Annotated in this window: 30 protein-coding genes; 18 read left to right on the forward strand and 12 right to left on the reverse strand. The window is 56.7% G+C overall.

The window, feature by feature from the left end; translation table 11 throughout:
* Positions 1-24 precede the first annotated feature (24 nt).
* Both ACLPGZ_RS17690 and ACLPGZ_RS17695 read right to left on the reverse strand, forming a co-directional pair.
* The gene (locus tag ACLPGZ_RS17690; RefSeq protein WP_052159400.1) at positions 25-1,155 is read right to left on the reverse strand and encodes a YheT family hydrolase; all 1,131 of its coding nucleotides are present in this window, start codon (positions 1,153-1,155) and stop codon (positions 25-27) included.
* A gap of 66 nt (positions 1,156-1,221) precedes the next feature.
* Entirely contained in the window at positions 1,222-1,434 is a 213-nt protein-coding gene (locus ACLPGZ_RS17695; protein ID WP_021446957.1) for a zinc-finger domain-containing protein, read from the reverse strand.
* A gap of 285 nt (positions 1,435-1,719) precedes the next feature.
* On the opposite strand from ACLPGZ_RS17695, the gene ACLPGZ_RS17700 reads away from it, so the two are divergent.
* From ACLPGZ_RS17700 to ACLPGZ_RS17710, 3 genes are all read left to right on the forward strand, one after another.
* Entirely contained in the window at positions 1,720-2,406 is a 687-nt protein-coding gene (locus ACLPGZ_RS17700) for an AzlC family ABC transporter permease (RefSeq protein ID WP_009460096.1), read from the forward strand.
* Positions 2,406-2,741 (forward strand): AzlD domain-containing protein, encoded by a 336-nt coding sequence (locus ACLPGZ_RS17705; protein WP_009460095.1) that lies wholly within the window; start codon positions 2,406-2,408, stop codon positions 2,739-2,741. Before ACLPGZ_RS17700 ends, ACLPGZ_RS17705 begins: the two co-directional genes overlap by 1 nt.
* Positions 2,742-2,854: 113 nt before the next feature.
* Entirely contained in the window at positions 2,855-4,228 is a 1,374-nt protein-coding gene (locus tag ACLPGZ_RS17710) for a DEAD/DEAH box helicase (RefSeq protein WP_026484744.1), read from the forward strand.
* Here ACLPGZ_RS17710 and ACLPGZ_RS17715 read toward each other — a convergent pair.
* On the reverse strand, positions 4,208-4,597 hold the full coding sequence (locus tag ACLPGZ_RS17715) for a thioredoxin family protein (RefSeq protein ID WP_429641758.1): 390 nt from the start codon (positions 4,595-4,597) through the stop codon (positions 4,208-4,210). The two genes, ACLPGZ_RS17710 and ACLPGZ_RS17715, sit on opposite strands and share 21 nt — an antisense overlap.
* A gap of 73 nt (positions 4,598-4,670) precedes the next feature.
* Between ACLPGZ_RS17715 and ACLPGZ_RS17720 the strand changes: the two genes are divergently transcribed.
* From ACLPGZ_RS17720 to ACLPGZ_RS17730, 3 genes are all read left to right on the forward strand, one after another.
* Entirely contained in the window at positions 4,671-5,489 is an 819-nt protein-coding gene (locus ACLPGZ_RS17720; protein ID WP_035271921.1) for an EI24 domain-containing protein, read from the forward strand.
* Positions 5,479-6,288: a competence/damage-inducible protein A gene (locus tag ACLPGZ_RS17725; protein WP_035271923.1), complete on the forward strand. Its 810-nt coding sequence runs from the start codon at positions 5,479-5,481 to the stop codon at positions 6,286-6,288. The genes ACLPGZ_RS17720 and ACLPGZ_RS17725 overlap by 11 nt, the downstream gene beginning before the upstream one ends.
* 121 nt (positions 6,289-6,409) lie before the next feature.
* The gene (locus tag ACLPGZ_RS17730; protein WP_035271925.1) at positions 6,410-7,159 is read left to right on the forward strand and encodes an IclR family transcriptional regulator; all 750 of its coding nucleotides are present in this window, start codon (positions 6,410-6,412) and stop codon (positions 7,157-7,159) included.
* Between the two features lie 33 nt (positions 7,160-7,192).
* On the opposite strand, the gene ACLPGZ_RS17735 is transcribed toward ACLPGZ_RS17730, so the two are convergent.
* A complete protein-coding gene (locus ACLPGZ_RS17735) occupies positions 7,193-7,405 on the reverse strand; it encodes a hypothetical protein (RefSeq protein WP_009460090.1) in 213 nt (70 codons plus the stop codon).
* On the opposite strand from ACLPGZ_RS17735, the gene phaP reads away from it, so the two are divergent.
* Positions 7,404-8,003 (forward strand): TIGR01841 family phasin, encoded by a 600-nt coding sequence (gene phaP, locus ACLPGZ_RS17740; protein WP_009460089.1) that lies wholly within the window; start codon positions 7,404-7,406, stop codon positions 8,001-8,003. The genes ACLPGZ_RS17735 and phaP overlap by 2 nt on opposite strands.
* 133 nt (positions 8,004-8,136) lie before the next feature.
* On the opposite strand, the gene ACLPGZ_RS17745 is transcribed toward phaP, so the two are convergent.
* The 6 genes from ACLPGZ_RS17745 to ACLPGZ_RS17770 all read right to left on the reverse strand — a co-directional run bounded on the left by ACLPGZ_RS17745 (position 8,137) and on the right by ACLPGZ_RS17770 (position 12,580).
* A complete protein-coding gene (locus ACLPGZ_RS17745) occupies positions 8,137-9,171 on the reverse strand; it encodes a quinone-dependent dihydroorotate dehydrogenase (protein WP_429641760.1) in 1,035 nt (344 codons plus the stop codon).
* A 21-nt stretch (positions 9,172-9,192) separates the two neighbouring features.
* Entirely contained in the window at positions 9,193-9,918 is a 726-nt protein-coding gene (locus ACLPGZ_RS17750; RefSeq protein WP_088450718.1) for an arginyltransferase, read from the reverse strand.
* 48 nt (positions 9,919-9,966) lie between these two features.
* Positions 9,967-10,695 (reverse strand): leucyl/phenylalanyl-tRNA--protein transferase, encoded by a 729-nt coding sequence (aat, locus tag ACLPGZ_RS17755; protein ID WP_203145519.1) that lies wholly within the window; start codon positions 10,693-10,695, stop codon positions 9,967-9,969.
* 2 nt (positions 10,696-10,697) lie between these two features.
* A complete protein-coding gene (locus ACLPGZ_RS17760; RefSeq protein WP_009460085.1) occupies positions 10,698-11,288 on the reverse strand; it encodes an NUDIX hydrolase in 591 nt (196 codons plus the stop codon).
* A gap of 20 nt (positions 11,289-11,308) precedes the next feature.
* A complete protein-coding gene (locus tag ACLPGZ_RS17765) occupies positions 11,309-11,911 on the reverse strand; it encodes a DUF2946 family protein (RefSeq protein WP_239054579.1) in 603 nt (200 codons plus the stop codon).
* 111 nt (positions 11,912-12,022) lie between these two features.
* Positions 12,023-12,580, reverse strand: a complete 558-nt coding sequence (locus ACLPGZ_RS17770) for a MarR family winged helix-turn-helix transcriptional regulator (protein WP_021446953.1) — start codon at positions 12,578-12,580, stop codon at positions 12,023-12,025.
* Between the two features lie 841 nt (positions 12,581-13,421).
* Between ACLPGZ_RS17770 and aspA the strand changes: the two genes are divergently transcribed.
* The 3 genes from aspA to hppD all read left to right on the forward strand — a co-directional run bounded on the left by aspA (position 13,422) and on the right by hppD (position 17,082).
* Positions 13,422-14,840 carry an aspartate ammonia-lyase gene (gene aspA / locus ACLPGZ_RS17775; RefSeq protein ID WP_429641762.1) on the forward strand — a complete coding sequence of 473 codons (1,419 nt, stop codon included), beginning with the start codon at positions 13,422-13,424 and terminating at the stop codon, positions 14,838-14,840.
* Positions 14,841-14,987: 147 nt separating this feature from the next.
* Positions 14,988-15,737 carry a sulfite exporter TauE/SafE family protein gene (locus ACLPGZ_RS17780; protein WP_429641788.1) on the forward strand — a complete coding sequence of 250 codons (750 nt, stop codon included), beginning with the start codon at positions 14,988-14,990 and terminating at the stop codon, positions 15,735-15,737.
* A gap of 268 nt (positions 15,738-16,005) precedes the next feature.
* On the forward strand, positions 16,006-17,082 hold the full coding sequence (gene hppD, locus ACLPGZ_RS17785) for a 4-hydroxyphenylpyruvate dioxygenase (RefSeq protein ID WP_026484753.1): 1,077 nt from the start codon (positions 16,006-16,008) through the stop codon (positions 17,080-17,082).
* 97 nt (positions 17,083-17,179) lie between these two features.
* Here the strand turns inward: hppD and ACLPGZ_RS17790 are convergent, their stop codons facing one another.
* On the reverse strand, positions 17,180-18,313 hold the full coding sequence (locus ACLPGZ_RS17790) for an HPP family protein (RefSeq protein WP_429641764.1): 1,134 nt from the start codon (positions 18,311-18,313) through the stop codon (positions 17,180-17,182).
* A gap of 55 nt (positions 18,314-18,368) precedes the next feature.
* A complete protein-coding gene (locus ACLPGZ_RS17795; protein ID WP_035271935.1) occupies positions 18,369-18,809 on the reverse strand; it encodes a hypothetical protein in 441 nt (146 codons plus the stop codon).
* Between the two features lie 127 nt (positions 18,810-18,936).
* On the opposite strand from ACLPGZ_RS17795, the gene gspG reads away from it, so the two are divergent.
* Genes gspG through gspN form a run of 8 tightly spaced genes read left to right on the forward strand, consistent with a single transcriptional unit; the run spans position 18,937 to position 23,949 of the window.
* Positions 18,937-19,407, forward strand: coding sequence for a type II secretion system major pseudopilin GspG (gspG, locus tag ACLPGZ_RS17800; protein ID WP_021446951.1), 471 nt, complete (start codon positions 18,937-18,939; stop codon positions 19,405-19,407).
* A gap of 1 nt (position 19,408) precedes the next feature.
* Positions 19,409-19,879: a prepilin-type N-terminal cleavage/methylation domain-containing protein gene (locus ACLPGZ_RS17805; RefSeq protein WP_429641765.1), complete on the forward strand. Its 471-nt coding sequence runs from the start codon at positions 19,409-19,411 to the stop codon at positions 19,877-19,879.
* A complete protein-coding gene (gene gspI, locus ACLPGZ_RS17810; RefSeq protein WP_429641767.1) occupies positions 19,876-20,235 on the forward strand; it encodes a type II secretion system minor pseudopilin GspI in 360 nt (119 codons plus the stop codon). The genes ACLPGZ_RS17805 and gspI overlap by 4 nt, the downstream gene beginning before the upstream one ends.
* The gene (locus tag ACLPGZ_RS17815; RefSeq protein WP_429641769.1) at positions 20,232-20,831 is read left to right on the forward strand and encodes a PulJ/GspJ family protein; all 600 of its coding nucleotides are present in this window, start codon (positions 20,232-20,234) and stop codon (positions 20,829-20,831) included. Before gspI ends, ACLPGZ_RS17815 begins: the two co-directional genes overlap by 4 nt.
* Positions 20,828-21,688 (forward strand): type II secretion system minor pseudopilin GspK, encoded by an 861-nt coding sequence (gspK, locus tag ACLPGZ_RS17820; RefSeq protein WP_035271940.1) that lies wholly within the window; start codon positions 20,828-20,830, stop codon positions 21,686-21,688. The genes ACLPGZ_RS17815 and gspK overlap by 4 nt, the downstream gene beginning before the upstream one ends.
* A 4-nt stretch (positions 21,689-21,692) precedes the next feature.
* Positions 21,693-22,658, forward strand: a complete 966-nt coding sequence (locus ACLPGZ_RS17825; protein WP_429641770.1) for a GspL/Epsl periplasmic domain-containing protein — start codon at positions 21,693-21,695, stop codon at positions 22,656-22,658.
* The gene (gene gspM, locus ACLPGZ_RS17830; protein WP_429641772.1) at positions 22,655-23,206 is read left to right on the forward strand and encodes a type II secretion system protein GspM; all 552 of its coding nucleotides are present in this window, start codon (positions 22,655-22,657) and stop codon (positions 23,204-23,206) included. Before ACLPGZ_RS17825 ends, gspM begins: the two co-directional genes overlap by 4 nt.
* Positions 23,203-23,949: a type II secretion system protein N gene (gene gspN / locus ACLPGZ_RS17835; RefSeq protein ID WP_429641774.1), complete on the forward strand. Its 747-nt coding sequence runs from the start codon at positions 23,203-23,205 to the stop codon at positions 23,947-23,949. Before gspM ends, gspN begins: the two co-directional genes overlap by 4 nt.
* Positions 23,950-23,954: the final 5 nt, after the last annotated feature.

The following is a 23,954-nucleotide window of genomic DNA, read 5'->3' on the forward strand; positions in this document are numbered from 1 at the left end:
CCCGCAGGCCCGCTTTAGCTGATCTTAGCTATTGGTTTCAAAGAAGCGGGCTAGCCTTGCAGGCAACCAACCCATATTGCCGGGAATACTGCCCGTGATGAAACCGACGTGCCCGCCTTCGGCAGGTTGATGCAGCAGGATGGAGTCCGAGCAGTCCTGAATGGTCGGCAAACTGGTGTGCGGCACGAAAGGATCGTTGCGAGCATTCAAAACCAGCGTAGGAATTTTGATATTGCGCAGCAAAGGCTTGCTGGATGCGCGCGTCCAGTAATCCAGCGCATGGCTGAAGCCGTGCATGGGCGCGGTATAAATGTCGTCGAAGTCGCGTATGGTGCGGGCCTGATTCAAGCGGGCAGTATCGACCATGCCTGGAAAACGGTGGGCCTTGTCCTGCAGCTTGCTGCGCATGCTTTTCAGAAAATAGGGCGAGTAAAACCAGCGGCCCATTCGGGATTCGGACAGGTAGCGGCCGCAAGCGACCAGATCCAGTGGTACCGAAATAGATGCACATGCCTGCAACCAGGACACTTCATCACCCGCTTCCCCCAAATATTTGAGCATGGCATTGCCGCCCAGCGAGGTGCCGGCTACGTGCCAGCGCACATTGGGCAGGTGGCCTCGAACCGTATTCAGGATAAAGCTGATTTCTTCCGAGTCACCCGAGTAATAGGCGCGTGCCATGCGATTCGGGAAGCCTGAGCAGCCCCGGAAATGGGCGACCACCACAATCCAGCCACGGGCGCGGAAGTACTGGGCGATTGCCTGGATGTAATGGCTGCGGCTGCTGCCTTCCAGCCCATGAAACAGAACCAGGGCATGGGTATCGGCCGTGCTGGGCAGGCTGTCCCAATCCTGGGGTTGCATCCAGCGACGGGCGGCGGTGCGGGATAAGTGGGCGTCGGGTTGGGCGGTGGCACCGTTGGCCAGCTTGTCGGCAAACAGACCAGGCCCGGTCCAGTCCAGGTCCAGGAAGTCGCCATCGGGTGTATCAATTCTTTGACGAACAAAAGCGATATGGTGATGGCGGGCAAAAAATGCCCCGTGAATGGTCTGTATGTGTCCGCCAGGCAACCAGGCGGGCAGGGGGCAGGCGCTGGCATCCAGACGGGCAACCGTATCGGCATGACGCCAAGGTTGCGCGTCAGCTCCGGGCACAGGGCCCGGCTCTATCGCATTGCCAGAGGGGGGAGCAGTGGGGTCCAACGAAGCCAGATTCAGAAATTAATGACCGTGAACCTTCTCGCCTTCTTTCAGGCGGTAGCGGGCACCACAGTAAGGGCAAGCGGCTTCGCCGGTCTTGCTGATATCGATATACACGCGGGGGTGCATGTTCCACAGTGTGCCACCTGGACGGGGGCAGTGCACGGGCAGATCGTCGGCTCCGACCATAATCAGTTCGTGATCTGCTTTTTTAGGTTCGATAGCGGCGCTCATAAGGTTCCTGATAACAATGAGAGAGGTAAAAATACCGTGCACGCAACGGCGGTGCCGAACTTTACGTGCGTAGACTAGCGATTGTAGCAAGACCCGGCCTGTTTTTTCTTGACCTTATCAACAGAGCAAGATGTTCGTGCCTCGGTTTTGCTTCTAGAATAAGAAAAATCATAAGCAAAGCTGCCGCCGCTGTTTACAGCTTGCGGGCAGCACATATCAGGAGACGGCGTGTCAGCCATCACAAGATTATCGGCCTTGTTGCCTAGTGCACAGGATCGTGTACACATGCGCGCCGGTTTCATCGACTTCATTCCCGCCTTGATTGCCACTGTGGTCTGGGGCTTTGTAACGGGCGTGGCCATGGTCAAGTCCGGCTTGAGCGGGTTTGAAGCCACCTTGATGACCTTGTTTGTGTATGCGGGCTCGGCCCAGCTGACGGCCTTGCCGCTGATCGAGTCCCACGCGCCCTTGTGGTTGATTTTCACTGCCGGGTTCATCGTCAATATTCGCTTCATTATTTTTGGAGCGGCCTTGCAGCCTTTTTTTCGTCATCTGAGCTGGAAGAAACGCCTGGGCCTGGGCTATATCACCAGTGATATGGTGTTTGTGCTGTTCATGTCCAAGTATGGCGACTCCAAAGAGCGCGGCTCTCGCGAGCATCTTTGGTATTACCTGGGAATCATCCTGCCTGGTTGGCTAAGCTGGCAGATTGCCTCCTTGTCGGGCATTGTGCTCAGTGCCTATGTGCCGCCTTCCTGGTCGCTGGAGTTTGCGGCCATTCTGGCCCTGCTGGCGCTCCTGATTCCCTTGGTCAACAACCGTGCCATGTGGGCCTGTTTGATTACGGCCAGCGTGATTGCATGGGTCGGACAGGCGCTGCCCCTGCGTTTGGGGCTGGTGGCAGCGGTGCTTGGCGGAGTGCTGGCTGGCGTGGCGGCAGAACAACTGCAACGGCATAGGGATGCACGGTGATGAGCGATTGGCAGTATGATTGGTACGTTTTGGGTGCAATCGCCCTGTTGGTGTTGTGCAGCTTGCTCACCCGCTCCGGCTATTTCATGTTTGGTGATTTGCTGCCCCTGACCGAACGTATGCGGCGCGCCTTGCGCTTTGCTCCGGTAGCTGCTCTGGCGGCAATCATTATCCCGGAACTTTTGCCTTGGGCTTACGGCGACACCCCCCGATTGGATATTAAAGCTCTGGCCAGCCTGGTGGCTGTGCTGGTGTTCATCCGTACCCGTAACGCTGTTTGGGTAATCGTGGCCGGGATGGTGGCGTTCTGGCTGATACGTGCCGTGATGCCATAAAATCCTGAACCGAGTACTAACATGCCCGTGACTGCTGTGAGGCAGGCGGGCATAAGTTAAAATAGGATTGTTACAAATGCTTGCCACTGGTGGCAAGCCGACTTTTTGCGTACATGACAGATAAAACTCCTTCGACCCCCAATGACCTTACGTTTGCTGATTTCGGTCTGCACCCTGGAATATTAAGCGCCGTTACCGAGGCGGGATATTCCAAGCCTACGCCTATTCAGGCCGAGGCAATTCCCGTGGTGCTGGCCGGCCGTGATGTCATGGGGGCAGCACAGACGGGTACAGGTAAGACGGCAGCCTTTTCCTTGCCTATCCTGAATCGTCTGATGGCGCACGCCACGACCAGCGCTTCGCCCGCCCGCCACCCGGTGCGGGCTTTGGTATTGACACCAACACGCGAGCTGGCCGACCAGGTGGCCGAGAGCATTGCGCTCTACAGCAAATCGGTCCCCTTGCGCTCGACGGTAGTGTTCGGTGGTGTGGATATTGGTCCGCAAAAAGAGGCCCTGCGCCGTGGTGTTGAAATTGTCATCGCCACCCCAGGCCGTCTGCTTGATCACATTGATCAGCGCACGATCAACTTGAGCCAGGTCAGCATTCTGGTGCTGGATGAAGCTGATCGCATGCTGGATATGGGCTTCCTGCCCGATCTGGACCGTATTGTGTCCTTGCTGCCCAAGAATCGTCAGGGCCTGTTGTTCTCGGCGACGTTCAGCAAGGAAATCCGCAAGCTGGCCCGCAACTTTCTGAATGATCCGGTCGAGATCGAAGTGGCTGCCCGTAACGCGACCGCATCGACAGTCACCCAGGTGGTGTACCCCATGTCGGCGGACGAGAAGCGTCGTGCCGTGGCGCATCTGATCAAGACCAAGAAGCTGACCCAGACTATCGTCTTTTCCAATACCAAGATTGGTGCTGGTCAACTGGCCCGCTATCTGGAGCGTGAAGGCATCAAGGCGGAATCCATCCACGGCAATAAAAGCCAGCTGGAGCGCATGAAGGTATTGGACGCCTTCAAGAGCGGCAGTGTGGATGTATTGGTGGCAACCGATGTGGCCGCTCGCGGTCTGGATGTGGCCGGTATGCCTTGCGTGATCAACGTGGATTTGCCGTACAACGCTGAAGACTACGTGCACCGTATTGGCCGTACTGGTCGTGCTGGCGCCTCGGGTGAAGCCATTGCCCTGATGGCTCCCGATGAAGAGCATTTGCTGCAAGAAATTGAGAAGCTGATTGGCACGGCTGTGCCACGTCTGAAGCTGGATCTGCCTGCTGCCGCTTCGTCCCGTTCCGGTTCCAACCGTCACGAGCGTGGTGAGCGTCGTTCGTATCAGTCGAACACGCCACCCGTGGACGAGTTTTTCCTCAAGCCTTACGAGCCATCGACCGCTGCTGCGCCCAAGCCAGCGGTGACGACTCCTTCCAATACAACGCGCAAGCGTTCGGTGGGTGTGCTGTTAGGCGGCGGCCGCTACTAAGGCGCGCAAATCCCCAGGCCCGGCATCAACGACCGGGCTGCGTTCGGAGATGCTGTGCACCAGACGCTCCAGATGTTCGATATGAGGCAGCATGGGACCGTAGAAAACGGTCCCATTTTCGTTCTGGATCAGCAGCGTGGGGAAATCTTCAATATCTTCATCGCCCACTAGCTCGGGCTGCTCTTCAATATCAACCCAGATCAGGCAAGCCTGGGGAAACTGTGTGGCCAAAGCCTCAAAAGCGGGTTGATATTGCTGACAGGTTTTGCACCATTCGGCGCAGAAACAGGCAATCAACAAAGCATCGGGTTCGGCTTGCAGGTGGGCCGCCAGGGCGGTCAGATCGTGTTGGGCGTTGAACAAGGCCATAATTTCATACAGACAAAAAGAAGCGACTGTGTCTATGATACTCGGGTAATCGATTTTGCTTAGCAGGAGCAGTATGTCCGTATCTTCGTCTGCCCCATCGCGATCGGGCCCTGCTGGCGGTTGGGCCAGCATCTCCATCGCCTTCAAGCGTTCTTTGGTGTCGCAATTTCAGCCACGCATGCTGGTGGCCCTGGTCATGCCTTTCCTGATCATGTTTGTGGGCCTGATTTTACTGAGCTGGCTATTGTGGACCCCCATTCAGACCTGGTTGCTGGAGCTGCTGGGGGGCTGGAATGCCTTTGAATCCGTGGATCAGTGGTTGGTGGGCTTGGGCCTGTTCTCGCTGAAAGTGTATCTGGCGCCCTTGTTGGCTTTAGGCATTTTGTTGCCTCTGGCCGGTGTGTTGGGCCTGATTATTGCCGCTGTGCTGGTCATGCCTTTGGTCCTGGGCCATTTGCAGCAGAAAGACTATCCCGATCTGATCAAGCAAGGCCACAATGCCACGGTCTACAGCGTCTGGAACGCGGTGTGGGTGGGAACCTTGTTTGTAGTGGGTTGGCTGGTCACCTTGCCGTTATGGATTTTTCCTCCTTTTGCGCTGATTTTGCCCGTGCTGTGGTGGGTTTTTGCCCTGACGCGCATGTTGCGGGTGGATTCCCTGGTTGAGCACGCGAATGTGCAAGAGCGCAAGTATCTGTGGTCCCGTCTGAATAGCCAGTACTGGTTGATCGGTCTGATCTTTGCCCTTTTGAACCTGATTCCACCGGCCTGGCTGGTCTTGCCTGTGTTCTCGGCTCTGGTATTTGCCCACTTCTCTTTGGAAAATCTTCGTCGCCTGCGCCAGCACGAGGCAGCAGCGGCTTCTACTACGCTTATTGACCATGACAACTAAGGATCAAGCCATTATTCGTCTGATTATTATTGGCGACGAAATCCTGTCGGGACGTCGCTACGATAAACACTTTTCAAAACTGATCGAGCTGCTGGGGGCCAGGGGCTTGCAACTGGGGGGCGCCCAGATCATCCCTGATGATCTGGATACGATTGCCGCCACCCTGCAGCGCAGTTTTGCGACGCCGGATATTGTGTTTTGCTGTGGTGGGATTGGTGCGACACCGGATGATCAGACCCGCCAGGCGGCGGCCAAGGCTTTGGGTGTGGAGCTGAAGCTGCATCCCGAGGCCGCAGCCTTGATTGCTGAGCGCTGTGCTGAAAATGAGCGTAATGGCGTGGGTAGTGCAGATATGTCCTTGCCCGAGAACCAGCAGCGCCTGCAGATGGGTGTGTTCCCGGTGGGTGCCGAAATTGTGCCCAACGTCTACAACAAGATTCCCGGTTTTTTCATTCACAATCACACCTTCATGCCGGGTTTTCCTGTGATGGCCTGGCCCATGATGGAGTGGACGCTGGATACTCGCTATCGGGAACTGCACCATCTGGCTCATCGAGTCGAACACTCTTTCCTGGCCTTTAACTTGCCAGAGTCGCGTATTACGCCGGCCATGGAGCATGTAGAGCTGAATTGGCCAGGTGTGAAAGCGTTTAGCCTGCCCAGCGTGGGGGAAGCGGGCGGACAGCCACATATTGATCTGGGCGTTAAAGGGGAGCCGGAACCGGCGGCAGAGGCCTTGGCCTATTTGCGCCAGCAGGTGCTGGACTTGGGCGGGAGCTTGAGCCCTGCGCTAAAATAGCGCTTGCCAAGCGCGCGACCATTTCATATTATGGAATTTGTTGCGTTGCATCATAATTCTCCTAATAATGACAACAAATTCCTTTACGCCTTCAGGCGCGTCGTCAAACAATGGTGGTCAGATGTCGATCCAGGTTCTGGAACGCGCCATGATTCTATTGGACGAGCTGGCCAAGCAATCTGAGCCAGTGGCATTGAAGAATCTGGCGGCTGCAACTGGCCTGCATACCTCAACCACTCACCGTATCCTGAACGATCTGGTGGTGGGACGTTATGTGGAGCGCGTGGACAGCGGTTTATACCGACTGGGCATGCGTTTGCTGGAGCTGGGCTCCCTGGTTAAAGGCCGTCTGAATGTGCGTGCGGCTTCCCTGGCCCCCATGCGCGAGCTGCACAAGTACACCGGACAAACGGTGAATCTGTCCTTGCAGCAGGGCGATGAAATTGTCTATGTGGAACGTTCCTGGAGCGAGAGCTCGGGTATGCAGGTGGTGCGCGCCATTGGTGGCCATGCACCTTTGCATTTGACCTCGACCGGCAAGCTGTTTCTGGCTTCCTGGGAACCGCGTCAGGTGCGGGCCTACGTCATGCGTACTGGCCTGGCCGGTGCGACTCGTAACAGCATTACTCAACTGGAATTGCTGGAGCGCGAATTGGCGCAAGTTCGTCGTCTGGGCTATGCCCGCGATAACGAGGAGCTGGAGATGGGTGTGCGCTGTATTGCGGCTGGTGTGTATGACGACACCGGCAAGCTTTTGGCCGGTCTGTCTTTATCTGCTCCGGCCGAGCGTTTGCACGACGACTGGATTCCCGTTTTGCTGAATACCGCCGCTAAAATTTCCGAAACGCTGGGATACGACAAACAGCGTTAAGTCTGTGTTTTAGTGTTGTTTTTCCAGTCTTGATTACAAGTCCATGACGGTTTTGTTGCAGCGCAACAAATTACGTTGACTTTGTTTTGGATAGCGCTTAAAGTTGAATTGTTGCGGTGCAACATAGAAGGTTTGCCTTGCGTAGTTGCGAATGGGCCGGGCCTTCTTCAGACCCTTGTCTAGTAACACTGACACTAATTTCACGCTGGCTTGACCCAGGCCACGTATCTCCAAGGAAAACATCATGAGTGCTATTCCACAAAACGTACTGGAATCCCAACAAGCTACTTTGAACAACCTGTTCGCTGCTCAAGGTCAATTGCTGCAAGGCTTTGAAAAGCTGGTTGGTCTGAACCTGAATCTGCTGCGCAGCTCGCTGGAACAAGCGGCTGGCCAATCCCAGCAAGTTATCAACGCCAAAGACGTGCAAGACGTTGTGGCCCTGTCGCAAAGCGTGGCCAAGCCTAATGCTGCCCAGGCTCTGGAATACGGCAAAAGCGTTTACGACATCTTCTCCGATCTGCAACTGAACCTGTCGCGCATCGCTGAAGCTCAACTGGCTCAAGGTCAACAGCACGCTGCTGACGCTATCGACCAGCTGGCCAAAAACGCACCTACCGGTACCGAAAGCGCTGTTGCTTTGCTGAAGTCTTCCTTCGCCACGGCTTCCAACGCGGCTGAAACCGTTGTCAAGGCTGCTCGCCAAGCTGCTGATGCTGCTGAAAGCAACATCCAGGCTGCTACTAACGCCAGCCTGAAAGCTGCTGCTCAAGTCACCGAAGCCAGCAATAAAACCGTTGAAGCGGCTGCCGCTGCGGCAACGGCTGCTACCAGCAAGAAGTAAGTCTTTGCTGGTCTGATTTAATCAGGCGCTAAAGAAAAAGCCAGCTCATCGAGCTGGCTTTTTCTTGCTTGCCGCGCCAGTAGTGAACTTGCTTCAGAATGCTAGTGCCCGCGTCACGCGGGCACGATGCGTTTTACAGGGCGCGAATACACTCGGAGATCAGGGCGGGGCCTTTGTAAATCAAGCCGGTATATAGCTGTACTGCTTGGGCTCCGGCCTGGATCTTTTCCTGAGCCTGACGGCCAGATTCAATACCACCCACACCAATAATCGGGAAGTCGGGGCCTAGTTGCTCGCGCAGACGACGAATGACGTTCAAGGATAATTCGTGCACGGGTGGGCCGGACAAACCGCCTTGCTCCTGACCGTGACGCAAACCGTGTACGGCATCGCGCGACAAGGTGGTATTGGTGGCAATAATGCCGTCCAGACCTTGCGAGGGAACGGTGTCCGCAATGGCATCAATTTGCGATTGATCCAGGTCAGGAGCGATTTTCACCACGATAGGCACATAGCGTTGGTGCTCTTGTGCCAATTCCGTACGTAGCGCTTGCAAGGAACCGAGCAGACGGGCCAGTTCATCCTGAGCCTGCAGCGCACGCAGATTTTGCGTGTTGGGTGAGGAGATATTCACAGTAACGTAATCGGCGTGGGGGTAGACCGCACGCAGACACGTCAGATAGTCCTGATCGGCCTGCTCAATGGGGGTAGTCGCGTTTTTGCCAATGTTCAGACCCAGAATGCCGCCTTGCGAGCGGAACTGGCTTTTGCGCACATTATCAATAAAGGTATCCAGGCCGTGGTTGTTAAAGCCAAAACGATTGATCAGGCTATTGGCTTCAGGCAAGCGGAACAGGCGTGGTTTGGCATTGCCGGGCTGCGCTTTCGGGGTCACTGTGCCAACTTCGACAAAGCCAAAGCCCAGTGCGCCCAGGGCATCAATATGCGCGCCATTCTTATCCAGGCCTGCGGCCAGACCCACAGGATTGCGCAGCTTCAAACCCATCAGTTCCAGAGGCTTGCTGGGCAGGTCTTTCAGCAAACTGCCCAAAATAGGAGTTTGGTGGGCGCAATGCAGGGATTTTAGAGTCAGTTCGTGAGCGTGTTCAGCATCCAGACTGAACAGCACCCGGCGAGCCAAGGGATAAAGGCTGAATAGGGCAGACATGGGGATCGATAAAAGAGGACGTTAAGCCAGCCATTCCCAACGACCTTTTATCAGGAGCTGGTAGGGGCGAAAGCGGGTTTTGTAGGCCATTTTACGGCTTTCTTCGATCCAGTAGCCTAAATAGAGCCAGGGCAGGGATTGTTGACGGCAATAGTCCAACTGCCAGAGCACGGCGTAGGTGCCCAGACTGCCGGTGTCGTCGGGATCAAAAAAGGTATAAACAGCGGAAAGCCCGTCTTGCAGCACGTCGATGACGGCCACAATTTTCAAGGTACCGTCGGGCTCACGAAACTCCAGCAGACGCGAAGTGACATGGCTGGCCAGCAGAAACTGGGCGTACTGGGACTGATCGTCCTCGTCCATGCCGGCGCCGGGGTGTCGACTGGCCTGGTAACGGCGGTACAGCTCGTAGTGTTCGGCATTCCAGTGCAGGGGCAGATCTTGTACGACCAGATTGCCGTGGCGTTTTTTGGCACGGCGCTGGGCTCGGTCGGGCTGAAAATGCAGGGTGTCACAACGCAGGGGCAGGCAAGCGCGGCACTGGTCGCAATAGGGGCGATAGGTAAAGGTGCCGCTGCGTCGAAAGCCTTGCTGGACCAGCTTGGAGTAAACCGTGTCGTTAATCAGGTGGGCAGGAGCGGCAACCAGCGAGCGTGCCTGTTGCTCTGGCAGGTAACTGCAACGATAGCTGGCCGTGGAATAGAATTGCAGCGTTTGGGGACTGGTGGGTGCTTTGGGATAATTCATGCGACTCTGCCAAGCGTGATAGAGCCATTATGGGATGCTCGCGCCAGCCTAGCAAGCTGGGGGCAGGCCTAGTTGCAACGCCCCGCGCGGCCAGACTGGACTGGGTTGATCTTTGGCCCAGGTCAGGGCGGCCATAAAGTCTTTCCGGGGGATGGGGCTGGCACCCAGACTGGCCAGATGCGATGTCTCCTGCTGGCAGTCTATATACGGGATGCCCGCGAACTTCAGGAACTCCACCAGATGGGCCAGGGCGATCTTGCTGGCATCGGTTTGCAAGGCAAACATGGATTCGCCAAAGAAAAAGCGGCCCAGATTCACCCCATACAAACCGCCGACCAGCTTGCCGTCCATCCAGGTTTCTACGCTGTGGGCGTAGCCACTGTGGTGCAAATCTGTATAGACCTGCTCAATATCCGGGCTGATCCAGGTGCCGGTGGCACTACGTTGGGCGGCGCATTGGCCGATGACTTGCTCAAAGGCCAGATCGCAGGTGACTCGGATAGGGGCGTCGTCCTGATCTTGCTGCCGTGCAATCTGGCGCAGTTTTTTGCCCAGGGAGCGGGAAATCTTGAATTGATCGACCTCCAGCACCATGCGCGGATCAGGAGACCACCACAGAACCGGGTCGCCAGGGCTGTACCAGGGAAATATGCCCTGGCTATAGGCTTCCAGGAGGCGTGGAACGCTTAAATCCAGACCGGCAGCCACCAGCCCTTCGGGGCTGGCGTGTTCAGGGCTGGGCAGGGCCTGATCAGGAGCGACCCATACAAGCGACATGATCAGCCGTGGTCGCGGGGGGCGATATCAAATTCGTGAATCTGGAAGCGGCCTGCCTTGTGGTCTTCGACGTAACGCTCCAGGGTGGCGGTTACGGTGCGAAAAGCCAGGTTGTCCCAAGGGATGTCGTCCAGGTGGAAGAAACGGGCTTCCAGGGACTCCGGACCGGGGTCCAGCACGTCGCTGATGACTTTGGCCAGGTAGTACACGTGAACTTGTTCAGCGTAAGGCACGCTGATAACGGTAAAGAGCGGGCCGGGTTCGACTTGCGCACCCGCTTCCTCGCCCATTTCACGCAAGGCGCCTTGCCCCAGCGTTTCGCCCAGCTCCATGAAACCGGCGGGCAAGGTCCAGGTGTTGTAGCGCGGCTCGATGGCGCGACGGCACAGCAAGACCTGATCGTCCTTCCACATGGGCACAATACCGACCACATTGCGGGGATTCTGGTAGTGCACCGCGCCGCAATTTTCGCAGACATCACGCATGCGGTTATCGTCCGGGGGCACCAGGCGTGTCAATTTGCTGCCACATTGATTGCAGAAGTTTTGCGTGCGTGGGGCGGGGAAATAGAAAGAGGCGGATGGCTGGGTCATGCAGATTCTGTGATGGCGGTTCAAATGGGATCGGGCTTTGGCAAAACAATATACGCCAATTCCTCGGCGGGCGACACGCAGGAAGACCAGACTGTCAGGGAACAGGCTTGTGGGTACGCGGGCAAGGACCAGCCTTCGCTGCGCTGGGCTTGCTCCAGATCCAGACTCTCCAGGCCGTGTTGGTCTGTGCGTAACTGTTCCAGCAGGGCAGGAACATCACGGCCCGCCAACAAGGCGGGGCCTGCGGGGGTGCGCAAATAGAGCCTGCCCTCAGCGCTGATGTACCAGGCCTGAATAGTTTCAACGGGACGGCCAGTATGGTCTTGCAAATGGGCTTGATCTTGGGCCAGGGAAACAATCAGTGGGGCCGCGTCCAGACGGACATAAACACGTTGCGGACCATTCTGGATAAACCAGCGGCCTTGTTCATCCGCCTGATAATTACGGTTGAAAAATGCCAACAAACCCTGGTGGGCAATGCGCTCGCCCACTTGCCCTGGGTGCTGGTTAGCATCGCCAGCCGGGTGATGACGCCAATGACCAGACTGATCTAAAGAGATATACCCGCTGACAGCGGGCACATTGGGCCATTTTTTCATGGCATCCATAACAGCAGCATCCATAAGTTTCAGCCTTGCAGGGACGAAAACAAAGGGTGGCACCGATACGGTTGCCACCCTTGACGGTGTAGGGTTGACGACAAGGTCGACCCTGGGGCAAGGCGAGTTTGTGCCTTAAGCCATATAACTGCGCTGCATGGTTCCGGGGATGGTGTGCGAAAGAGGCTTTTCAACTTTGATTTCCGGTGTGTCGTTGCCTTGCAGGGCTTTGGATAACAAATTGGACAAGCGTTCGCGCACGTCTTGGGGCACATGACTAAATACGCCCGATAGCCACTCGATGTAATAGGGCAGCAGGTGCTCGCACAACTCTTGTCCGGCCTCGGTGAGTTTAACAGTGAGCACGCGGCGGTCCGAGGTATTGTTCTGGCGTACCAGCAATTGCTGCTGTTCCAGCCCGTCGAGCAGGCCGGTGATGGTGGCGCGGGTCACGCCAGCTTGTTCTGCCAATAGCGCGGGGCTCAGGCCAGAGGGTTGGCGGCTAAGCAAGAACAGTAGAACCAGACGTCCTTCGGACAGACCAAATTCGTTCAGAACAGAGCTGGAAGCGCGATTAATGCTGGAGGCCAGCGACAGAACGCGTAAACACAGTTCGATATCCTCGGTTTTAGGGTGGGCCTGGCGTTGGGATTCGCTCAGGATAGTTTGATATTTCAGATCGAGTAATTTCATAGTGCTGTGCCGTTAAGGAGTGCGCGGCAAAGAGCAGTAGTTATTTAGAAAGAATCAATAAAACCCAATAAAAACGGGTTTGCTTTCTTTTATTACTGAGCCGCTGCTTTTAATGTGGAAATTTATCTTATTTTTTAATTCCATTTTTACTGATTTAAACATCTTTTATTGATTAGGAATTTTCATTTAGTAAAATAAGACCGGTTTTTTTCAGTATAAGCGGCTATGGGTTTACAGAATAGTCGTAAAGCCTGTGTATACTCTTTAGCCTTCTTTTTTTTCTCAAACTGCAAGGTTTCGGGACTTCCAATCCGGGCAGCATGAGGATGATTTTTGATCCTGTGTTGTGAGTCTTATGGCTTAAACGCATCAAAATGATGCAAGCGCGCAACGCTCGTGCTCAAAGCGCCAGACTCTTGTTACAGGCATGATGAGCGAGCTATATCAGAGATACACCGCTAAATTAAGCTGGTTTTCAACTGCCAGTCAGGAAGATAAGGCGGCCCAACTCAAGAAAAACCGCAAAACGGCGCGCATGTGAGCGCTCGGCGTTTACAATGTTCAAAGCGCTTCCCGAGCTCGACGATGCCTTCAAAAAAGGCGGTTGGATCATTCACCCCGCTTGGCGGATTGCAATAGAGGCCCGTTTTTTACGGGCCTTTGCTTTCCGGAATTGGATACAAGCATTATCCAAAGCTTATTAGCGGTATTTGCCAGCATGTCCCCGAGCCCCTGCCAAGTTCGCAAGAAATGGTAGGGCTTTGTTCCGTTTGTACTCCGGGATCGAGTATGAGGCGTATCAAAAAAGTCTTGCTATCGTTATTAAGGAAACGAAGGAATTATGAGTCAGTTCCGTATCGAACATGATTTGCTGGGAGACCGCCAAGTCCCCGATGAAGTCTATTATGGTGTTCATACCTTGCGTGCCAAGGAGAATTTCCACATTACCGGTACGCCTATTTCAACTTACCCGGAACTGATTAATGCTCTGGCGCTGGTCAAGCAGGCAGCTGCTCAGGCCAATTTCAAACTGGGTTTGCTGGAGCAGGATAAGCACGACGCCATTGTGGCCGCCTGTCAGGCCGTACAAGAAGGCAAGTGCCATGAGCATTTCGTGGTAGACATGATTCAGGGCGGCGCAGGTACCTCGACCAATATGAATGCCAACGAGGTTATTTGTAACCTGGCCTTGGAACATATGGGTCACAAGCGCGGCGAGTACCAATATCTTCACCCCAATGAAGATGTGAACATGGCCCAAAGCACCAACGACGTCTATCCAACGGCTTTGCACCTGGCTGCCTACCGTTCGCTGGACCCGCTGTTTGCCGCCATGGAACGTCTGCGCGATGCCTTCCTGAAAAAGTCCGAGGAATTCTCCTCGTACATGAAGATTGGCCGCACTCAGTTGCAAGACGCGGTGCCCATGACCCTGGGTCAGGAGTTCAACGCCTTTGCCACCATGATCAATGAAGACATCGTGCGCTTGAAAGAATCGCGCAAACTGATGTGTGATGTGAACCTGGGTGGTACTGCTATTGGTACCGGTATTACGGCCCATCCTGAGTACGCTCAGTTGGCTGTAGCTGCCTTGTCCGATCTGTCCGGTGTTCAACTGCGTGTCTCTGACGATTTGATCGAAGCCACTCAGGATTGCGGCGGTTTTCTGCACCTGTCGGGCGTTTTGAAGCGCGCTGCTGTCAAGCTGTCCAAGCTGTCCAACGACTTGCGTCTGCTCTCTAGTGGTCCTCGTGCTGGTATGGGTGAGATTTGTCTGCCCGCTGTGCAAGCTGGTTCGTCCATCATGCCCGGTAAGGTCAACCCCGTGATCCCGGAAGTGGTCAACCAGGTTGCCTTTGAAGTGATTGGTGCCGACATGACCGTGACCATGGCTGCTGAAGCCGGTCAATTGCAGCTGAACGCGTTTGAGCCTGTGATTATTCACTCCCTGCTGCGTAGCATGGCTTTGTTGAGCAATGCTTGCGACACGCTGACCCAGTTCTGCGTGGTGGGTATCACTGCCAACCGTGAATGCCTGGAAAGCAATATCGAGCGTTCCATTTCCCTGGTGACTGCCTTGAATCCGTTCATCGGTTACAAAGCCGCTACCTCGGTTGCCGCCGAAGCTTTCCAGACAGGTAGCAATATTCGTGACGTGGTTCTCAAGCGTGGTTTGATGGATGCCGAGACCCTGAATGACGTGTTGCGTGCCGAATCGCTGATCCAACCTCGTGATCTGCGTGCTGCTGACCCAGCCTGAACCAATCTGAACCAGGCCTGATTGGCCAGTCTTGGCCGACGCCGGTAACAGTTTGGGAAGCCTCCATTGTGGAGGCTTTTTTCTGCCCGCTCGATTCGTAAAGAGAGATACTGTCGCTTGTCTACAGGCAAGGAGCAGCGGGGGATGATGGAGTCGGTTTACTGGGCGGTGGCTGTTGGCGCCATTGTGGCGGGTTTTGTGCAGGGTTTGTCGGGCTTTGCCTTTGGCATGGTGGCCATGTCCTGCTGGGCCTGGTTTCTGGAGCCTCAACTGGCGGCGGTGCTGGCGGTATGCGGTGCCTGGACAGGGCAGATGATTGCCGCCTTTACCCGGCGGCGTACCTCTTATTGGCAGATCCTGTTGCCGTTTCTGGCCGGTGGCCTGATTGGTGTGCCTTTGGGAACCTATTTGCTGCCTTTTCTGGATGCAGCCGTATTCAAGGCGTTTCTAGGGACCTTGATGGTGATCTGGTGCCCGATCATGCTGATGTCCAGCCGTTTGGGCCATGTACGGGTACGCAGCCGTCTGGCCAATGCCGTGTCGGGCTTGATAGGCGGCATCATGGGTGGGCTCGGTGGCATGACGGGGGTGATTCCTACCTTGTGGACTACTATGACCGGGCTGCCCAAAGACGAACAGCGCGCCGTTATACAAAACTTCAATCTGGCAACCTTGTCGGTAACTTTGCTGGCCTATATTGCTTCTGGTTCTATTCTGCCGTCCATGTTGCCGTCTATAGGACTGGTGATGCTGGCTGTGCTGATTCCCGTGCTGGCGGGCGTGCGCCTGTATGTGGGCATCAGCCAAAGTACTTTTAGAGCCCTTGTTTTAAGTTTGCTCACCCTGTCAGGCATTGCCATGCAGGTCTCGTCCGTACCACAGCTGCTGGCGCGCTAGAGCAGGTGGTTTAAGCCTCTAGGGTAATGCTCTATATCGAAAAAAGGCCTGTTTCCCTGATAATAAAAGTCGGCGATGGGAATGCATTTCGGCTTCCCGCCCACTGGAGCAGAGCCTGTGAGGTTTCTGGGATTTCAATTGTTGTTTGGTGATCACTTGGCACGCAGTGTGCGTGGGGTATCCTGCGCGCCCCCCTGCAAGGCTTAAGCCCAAGTTTCAAGGCGTTTTTACGCCATCTTTGATTACCTGATTGCAACTGGAGTCTGCTATGACTGACTTGTTTGAAAATCCAATGGGCCTGATGGGCTTTGAGTTCATCGAATTTGCCGCTCCCCAGCCTGGCGTGATGGAACCCGTCTTCGAGATGATGGGTTTCACCAAAGTGGCGGTACACCGCTCCAAGAAAGTGTCTCTGTATCGCCAGGGTGAGATCAATCTGATCCTGAACGAAGAACCCAAGAGCCACGCTGCTTACTTTGCCGCCGAGCATGGCCCTTCGGCCTGCGGCATGGCGTTCCGGGTGCGTGATGCGCAAAAAGCCTACGAGCGCGCGCTGGAACTGGGTGCCCAACCTGTCGATATTCCTACCGGACCGATGGAACTGCGTCTGCCCGCCATCAAGGGCATTGGTGGCGCCCCTCTGTACCTGATCGATCGTTTTGGCGAAGGCAACTCCATCTACGATATTGACTTCGTTTACCTGGACGGCGTGGATCGCCATCCCGTGGGCGCGGGCCTGAAAGAGATCGATCACCTGACCCATAACGTGTATCGCGGCCGCATGGCTTACTGGGCCCAGTTTTACGAGCACCTGTTCAATTTCCGTGAGATTCGCTACTTTGACATCAAGGGCGAATACACCGGCCTGACGTCCAAGGCCATGACCGCCCCCGATGGCAAAATCCGTATTCCTCTGAACGAGGAATCTGCCAAGGGCTCGGGCCAGATCGAAGAGTTCCTGATGCAATTCAATGGTGAAGGCATTCAGCATGTGGCTTTCCTGACCGACGATCTGATCGCCTCCTGGGACAAGCTCAAGGCCATGGGCATGCGCTTTATGACCGCACCGCCACAAACCTATTACGAGATGCTGGAAGGCCGCTTGCCTGCGCACGGAGAGCCCACCGCAGAACTGCAAAGCCGTGGCATTTTGCTGGATGGCACATCGGAAGGCGGCCACCGCCGTCTCTTGCTACAGATTTTCTCTGAAACCTTGATGGGCCCCGTGTTCTTCGAGTTCATTCAGCGCAAGGGCGATGATGGTTTTGGTGAAGGCAACTTCAAAGCCTTGTTTGAATCCATTGAGCGCGATCAGTTGCGCCGTGGTGTCTTGCAGGCTGAGTAACAAGGTTCTGCGCCTGTGCTAGACGCACGGGGGCCGATCTGTCCCCACTGTTTGGCGATGGCAAACAGTGGGGATTTTTTTTGCTGAACCTTTATGTTCAGTCCTGCTTGCCGCGTGGTGGCTGCAGGATTCTGAACAGCTCCAGCATCAGATCAGACTGGGTAATCATGCCCACCAGCTCCTTGTGCTCATTGACCACAGGCATGTGACGATGGCGGCCCTGGCTGAACAAGGGAATCAGCTCTGCCACCGACCAGTTTGCGTTGGCGGTGACGGCAGGCGCTGTCATGATCTCGGCCACCGTAGGAGCCGAATGCTGACGGGGACTCAAGAAGCGCTTGAGTCGCTGGCGCAGATTATCCGGCTGATCCAGTCCGGCGCGTTGCAAGAAGTCCGACAGGGCCAGGATGCCAATCACGTGCTTGTTCTGATCCAGCACGGGCAAGGCCTTGATCTTGCGCTCGCGCATCATGTCCCAGGCTTGCTGCAAGGGCGTACTGACCAGGCAGGACAGAGGCGCATCATTCATCAGGGTGGAGCAGCGGCGTGTGCCCAGATTGCGTCGGAAGGCAGACTGGTGCACATAGCTGACCAGCTTTTCCAGATCATCGTGGCTGATGTTCAGCGTCTGGTTGTAGTGGCTTAAAGCCGCATCGTAATCCTGGTCCGTAAAGCGGGCTGGCGTGGCGGCTGGGCGTGTTGCGGGTTTATGTACCGGCGGATAAGCCACGCCGGTCAGGCGGTTGTACAGCATGCCCAGAAGGATCAGCACGCAGGAGTCAAACAGCACCGGAAACAGGACGAAGTCGTAGTTCTGAATACCATTCAGAGCGGGAAAGACCGCCATTGCCAGACTGGGCGGATGCACGCAGCGCAGGGCCAGCATGATGGGCATGGCAACGCAGACGGCCATCGTAATGGCAGCAATCGGATGAGGGAGCAGCACCGCGCAGGTAATGCCTGTGAGTGCGCCCACCAGATTGCCCAGCAATATGTTCCAGGGCTGTGCCAACGGGCTGCTTGGCACCAGAAAAATCAGCAAGGCGCTGGCAGCCAGGGACGCCACCAACCAATGATGCGTATGTGCAAAATCCGACAGGTACAGGCTAAGAGAGGAAACCAACAGCACGCTAAGCGTGGCGCCTAGCGTGGCACGCAGCATTTCAGGGCGTGCAATGGCCAGCGACTTGGGGCGCAGGCTGTCAAACCAGTGACGAAGTAAAGCAGGCATACCCACCAGGGTGAAGAAGAAAGACAGCTTTAAATCATACTGCTAACTCTTCAATTCAGGGCTTAGCCCCTTGCTGGATACCGGGAATGATGGCGGGGCCTTTGCGCTCGGTGGCGATTTGTTGAGGCACGGCATCTACCGTAATCACAATGTGTTCGCGTTGCAGCGAATCCAGCAGCACACCCGGTGCCAGCTCCTGCCCAGGGCGATACGCACGTACCGGTTGTTGATTGATGCTGAGCAGGGCTGCCCCCGCCTGGCCGCTTACGATCATGCCATGCAAACGCAACTCGGGCAGCGCGGTGCTGCCTCCAAACCACTGCGCAATTTGCTGCGTGCTGATCTGCTCGCGGTGGTCTTCTTCCAGTACCGGCGCAATGGTCCCATCCGAGGGCAGGAACAGGTTGATCAGCAAATTGATCAGGGCCAGAGCGATACCGGCCTGACACAGACGCAACCAAAGATGTGACGGAAATATGGCGGAAATAATACCCATTTAGACTGCATCGCATAGTGCTTTGGCAGACGGCCGAGATGGCTGTCTTAAGGGCTCTTAGTGTGCGTGTGCTGCATGAAGCCCGTATGACAAGAGCTTGGGTTTTTTTGGGTAGCTTATTTCCTTCATGTCTCGATCTACTTTATCTCGCCGTCCGGCACGCCGTTTGGCCGGCTCTGTTCAGTCCCGCGCTCAACAAGGTTTTTCTCTGATTGAGGTCATGGTGGTGGTGGTCATCATGGGCATTATGGCGGCCCTGGTCGTCCCCAGTCTGATGGACCGTCCCGATCAGGCACGTGCCGTCGCCGCTCGTCAGGACATAGCTGCCCTGACACAGGCCCTGAAGCTGTATCGCCTGGATAACGGCCGTTACCCCAGTACCGCTCAAGGTTTGGCGGCACTGCACCAGCGTCCCACCCAGCCTCCCGAGCCACGCAACTGGCGTCCTTATATGGACCGCCTGCCCAACGACCCTTGGGGCAATCCGTACCAGTATCTGCAACCCGGCGTTCATGGCGAGATTGATGTGTTCTCGCTGGGGGCGGATGGGCAGGCCGGTGGGTCGGGCAGTGATGCCGACATAGGCAACTGGGACTGATGTGGCTCAGCGGGGCTTTTCCTTGATCGAGACCTTGGTGGTCTTGCTGATCGTGGGCATTGTCAGCAGTGCGGGTTTAAGCGTGCTGGTGCTGGACCGGGATCAGGGGATACAGCGAGAAGCCCGTCAACTGGCTCTGCGTCTGGCCGAACTGCAAAGCTATGTGCGTGAAAGCGGGCGTAGCGTCGCCTGGAGTGCGGATCAGCAGGGCTATCGCTTCAGCTTGATCCCGAACGCTACGGATGGTGCCAGCCCCACACCGGGCTGGCTGCGCGATCAGGCCCGCTTTGCCCAGTTGTTTCCTCAACGATCCTGGACTTTGGAATCAGTGCGTGTGCGCCTGGAGCCGGCGGGACCGTGGGTTTTTGTGAATGAATGGTTGTCCGCGCCGCGTCAGCTGGAGCTGGATGATGGTCACGAGGTCCTGCATTTACGCAGCGACCCGACGGGCCGTTTTGATGTGCAGTCATGACAGAGCGTGGGATGAGTTTGATTGAAGTATTGATTGCGCTGGCGATCGTCTCGGTGGCCTTGACCGCCGGATTGCACGCACTGGGCCTTAGCGCCTCTGGTAGCCAGGCCATGCATGAACGCAGCCTGGCTCTGTTGGCAGCCGATGGTGTGGTGGCCGAGATGCGGCTGCGCCGCCTGTTTCCCGATCCGGGTGAAACCGTTGTGCCTTGTCGTCAGGGTTCCTTGAACTTGCAGTGCAAGCAAACCGTACAGGCCACGGCCAATCGCTTCTTTCGTCAGGTAACGGTACAAGCTTTCTTGCCCCAAGGCCCCGTGCTGGCCGAGTTGCACGCGACCTTGGCGTCCTTGCCATGACAGACGCGAGCCAGGAAGGCTTCACTTTGGTGGAAATGTTGGTGGCCCTGACCATCATGGCCTTGATCAGTCTGATGTCCTGGCGTGGCCTGGATGCGGTCTTGCACGCGGATGAGCAGCTTGGCCGACAGGCGCGTCAGACCCAGGCCTTGTTCAATGTCTTATCCCAAATGGGCCGGGATCTGGAGTTGCATCTGCCCACCGCGCCAGGTCCTGTGGATCCGACGGGGGCGATGGCGGTGTTGCCCGCCAGTATTCGCTGGCAAGCCAAGGGCGAAGGCCCGGCCATCCTGATGATTGAACGTCGCGCCGAAGCCAGAGCGGGAACCCAGCAGATTCAATGGCGTTTGCAGCAAGGCGTATTGCAACGGGCTATTGCCCAGGCAGGAACGGTTTACCCCTTGCCCGAGTTGGGCCCCTTGCAAGATGTGCTGGAGCAGGTCACCGCCTGGAACTTGCGTATCTGGATTCCGGCGCGTGGCTGGCAAAGCTGGCCGTGGCCCGATCAAGCCGGGGCAGCCGCTACAGGCATAGAACTGACAGTGCAGTTGGAAGGGCAGGAGCACCCGTATCGCAAAGTGGTGATGCTGCTATGAAACGGGCATCTCAACAAGGCATGGCGGTGATCAATGCGCTGGTGGTCGTGATGGCGGTGTCCATTGCCACCATGGGCATCGTCCAGCGTCAAAGTGGGCTGGCAACCCAGTTGGCCAGCGAGCGCGATTACATGCAGGCCAACTGGTTGCTGCGCGGCGCGCTGGATTGGGCTGTGCTGGTCTTGCGTCTGGACTCGCAGCGCTCCGCTGTGACGCACAAAGGTGGACTGTGGGCGCAGGCCCTGAGCGAGCTGAAGATAGAGACTCCGGACAAGACCCGTGCGGCTTACTTCTCCGGCTATATCCAGGATGAGCAGGGCAAATTCAATCTGGCTTTATTGCTGCGCGATGGCCGCATTCAGGCCCGCTATGTGCAGGCATTGGAGCAATTGCTGGGCAGTGTGCAGCAGGAACCCTCTTTGGCTTTGGAGCTGGCCCAGCGATTGGAGCGGGCACAGGCCGGGCAAGCGCCTTGGCCCTCTCATTTGCAGGACTTCTTTCCCAATGCAGAGCAACAGGCCAAGCAGCTGGAGCCATATCTGAGCTATTTGCCGCAAGCCAAATCCGTGAATGTGAATACCGCCAGTGCCCAGGTGCTGGCGGCCGTGCAGCCTTCCGTCAGCCTGGTGGAATGGCGTGGCCTCTTGGAGCAGCGCGACCGGGGCCAGTGGTTTCGGGATCAGGCCGATGTGCAGGCCCGCCTCCAACGTCAGGAGGCGCTGGAGGGGCAAACGCTGAGCGTGCGCAGTGAATGGTTTTTATTAAGTGGCGAGTTACGACTTGACCATAGCCGGGTGGCAACCCAGGCCCTGATCAACAGGGCTGCGGACCGCAGCCGGATTGTCTGGATTCGTTGAAGTGATGAGCAAAGTGCTGCGTATTTATTTGGACTCTCCGCCAAGGCTGGATCAGCCGGTGGACTTTGTGCTGCGGGACAAGCGCGCCAGGGTATTGCGCCGTGGACGGGGAGAGGTGCAGGAGTTCAAGGGCCTGGCCCGCTCTTTGGAACTGGTCCTGCCTGCAGGGATGGCGACGGTGACGGAAGCGCGTATTCCCTCGGTCAGCGCCTCGCGGCGGCAGGCTGTGGCGTGTAGTGCGGTCGAGCCTATGTGCTTGAGCCCTATCGAACAGGTGTGGGTGGCCTGTTCGGCACCGGGGCCGTCCGGGATGAGTCAATTGGCCTGGACGGAGCGCCAGCCTTTGCTGGCTTTGGGGGAGCAGGCGCGTCAGTTGGGACTGCCTTTGAGCGGGGTTTACGCCTGGTCCGATGGCCATGAACAAGACAGGCAGGGCCAGGGCCAAAACTTGACGGTGCCGGCCTGCTCCTTGCTGATGCCAGAGATGGCGTCGAATGGTGGTAGCAGCGTGCTACGACAAAGCCTGTGGTGGACTTTGGCCGCCATCTTGAGCTGGACCTTGGTCTTGCAGCAGCAGGCGCAATCGTTGCGATCACAGATGAAACAGGTACAGACCCAGATGGAGCAGGCGGTTCGGCAAGCCTTGCCACACCTGCCCGTTATCGTTGCACCCTTGACGCAGGCCAGACAGCATCGTGATGGTTTGCTGACCGAGAAAAGCCCGGCCTCGGCTCCCTTTGATCGTTTATTGATGGCCAGCGCCGTGCAGTGGCCTGCTTTGCAAGGACAGGTGCGGGCATTGAGTTTCAAAGATCAGCAATTGCATTTGACGCTGGCCAGCGAACTGGCCGCGCAGCCTTTGCCGGCTGAATCGGATCTGGAGTGGAAGCAGGGCGAGTCTGCCCGCCAATGGGAAATTGGTTTCAGCAAAGCAGCGCAAGCAGCCAGCCAGAAGGGGGTGCCGCAATGAGCAAATTCACCGCACTCCAGCCTGTATGGCTGACCGTACAAAGCAAGCTCGCCCTGGCAAGACAGTACTGGCAAGCCTTGGGCCGTCGGGATCAATTGGCCTTGTCGGTATTGGGCGCTTTGCTGGGTTTGATGTTTCTGTGGTTGTTGCTTTTACGTCCTGCCATTCGTGATCTGGCCTTGGCAAAACAGGAGCTGCCTCGTCTGCAGTACGAGATGGCGCAACTGCAAACCGTGCTGTCGCAAATTCAGGTGCTGGATAAAGAGCTGGTCGCGCCTGTGGATGGACAAGGGCAAGACAAGGCCTTGCAGCGCAGCTTGCAGACCTTGGGTACCCAGTGTCAGACAGAGCAGTCACAGGCCGAGCAACGTGTTCTGGTCTGTCAGGCTGTGGCCGCTCCCGCCTTGATGGATTGGCTGATGCACGCCCCCCGCGTGCTGGGCTTTGCCGTGCAGGAAGTCAGCATGAGTCGCTCTGTGGTCGATAGCCGTGAACGCGCCGGTCTGCTGGATGGCCGCATTGTGCTGCGTGCAGGAGAGCCTTCATGAAAAAGCTGGCCAAGATCATGGGGTGGGTTTTGCTGGCGCTGTGTCTGCTGCTGGCCGCCGTGCCCTTTCTGCCTGCCCGCATGATGCTGGCCTGGCAGCCCGAGCAGTTGCCGCTACGGCTGGAAACCGCCCATGGCAGCCTGGCCTCCGGTCAAGGCTTGCTGGTCGTGGGCTCGGGTCTGTTGGCCCGCACTGTTCCCGGCCCTGTCAGCTGGCGTTGGCGTTTGGCACCCTGGCCGCAAATGGAGTTGAGCCATGGCTGGCTGGATCAGCCTGTGCGCCTGCAAGCCAGCCTGCAAGGTTGGCGTGTTTCGGGCCAAAGCCTGACCGCTCCCGCCGCGCTGTTAGGACGTTTGCATCCTTTGTTGCAGACCGTGCAACCGCAAGGGCAATTGCAGCTGCGCTGGCCCAGTCAGGCTCTGGCCGCTGAAAACGGGCCGTTGCTGGAACTGGATTGGCGTAATGCACGCTCCGTGCTGGCGGCCCAGGCCGAGTTGGGTGATTACCAATTGGCAGTCAGCCGCAAGGGTCAGGGCGTGCAGTTAAGCCTGCGTACCTTGGCGGGGGATTTGACCTTGGCAGGTCAAGGTCAGTGGGGGCCGGATGGCGGGCTGTTTGAAGGACGCGCCCAAGCCAGACAAGCCGACGATCAACGATTCAAAGAGTTACTGGAGGCCTTGGGGCCTCAGCGTCAGGGTGTGACCCAATGGCGAATAGCCACAACGACTAGCAAGCAGGAATAACGATA

Origin of the sequence: Alcaligenes sp. Me129 (assembly GCF_050487245.1) — a bacterium.
GTDB lineage: Bacteria > Pseudomonadota > Gammaproteobacteria > Burkholderiales > Burkholderiaceae_B > Alcaligenes > Alcaligenes phenolicus.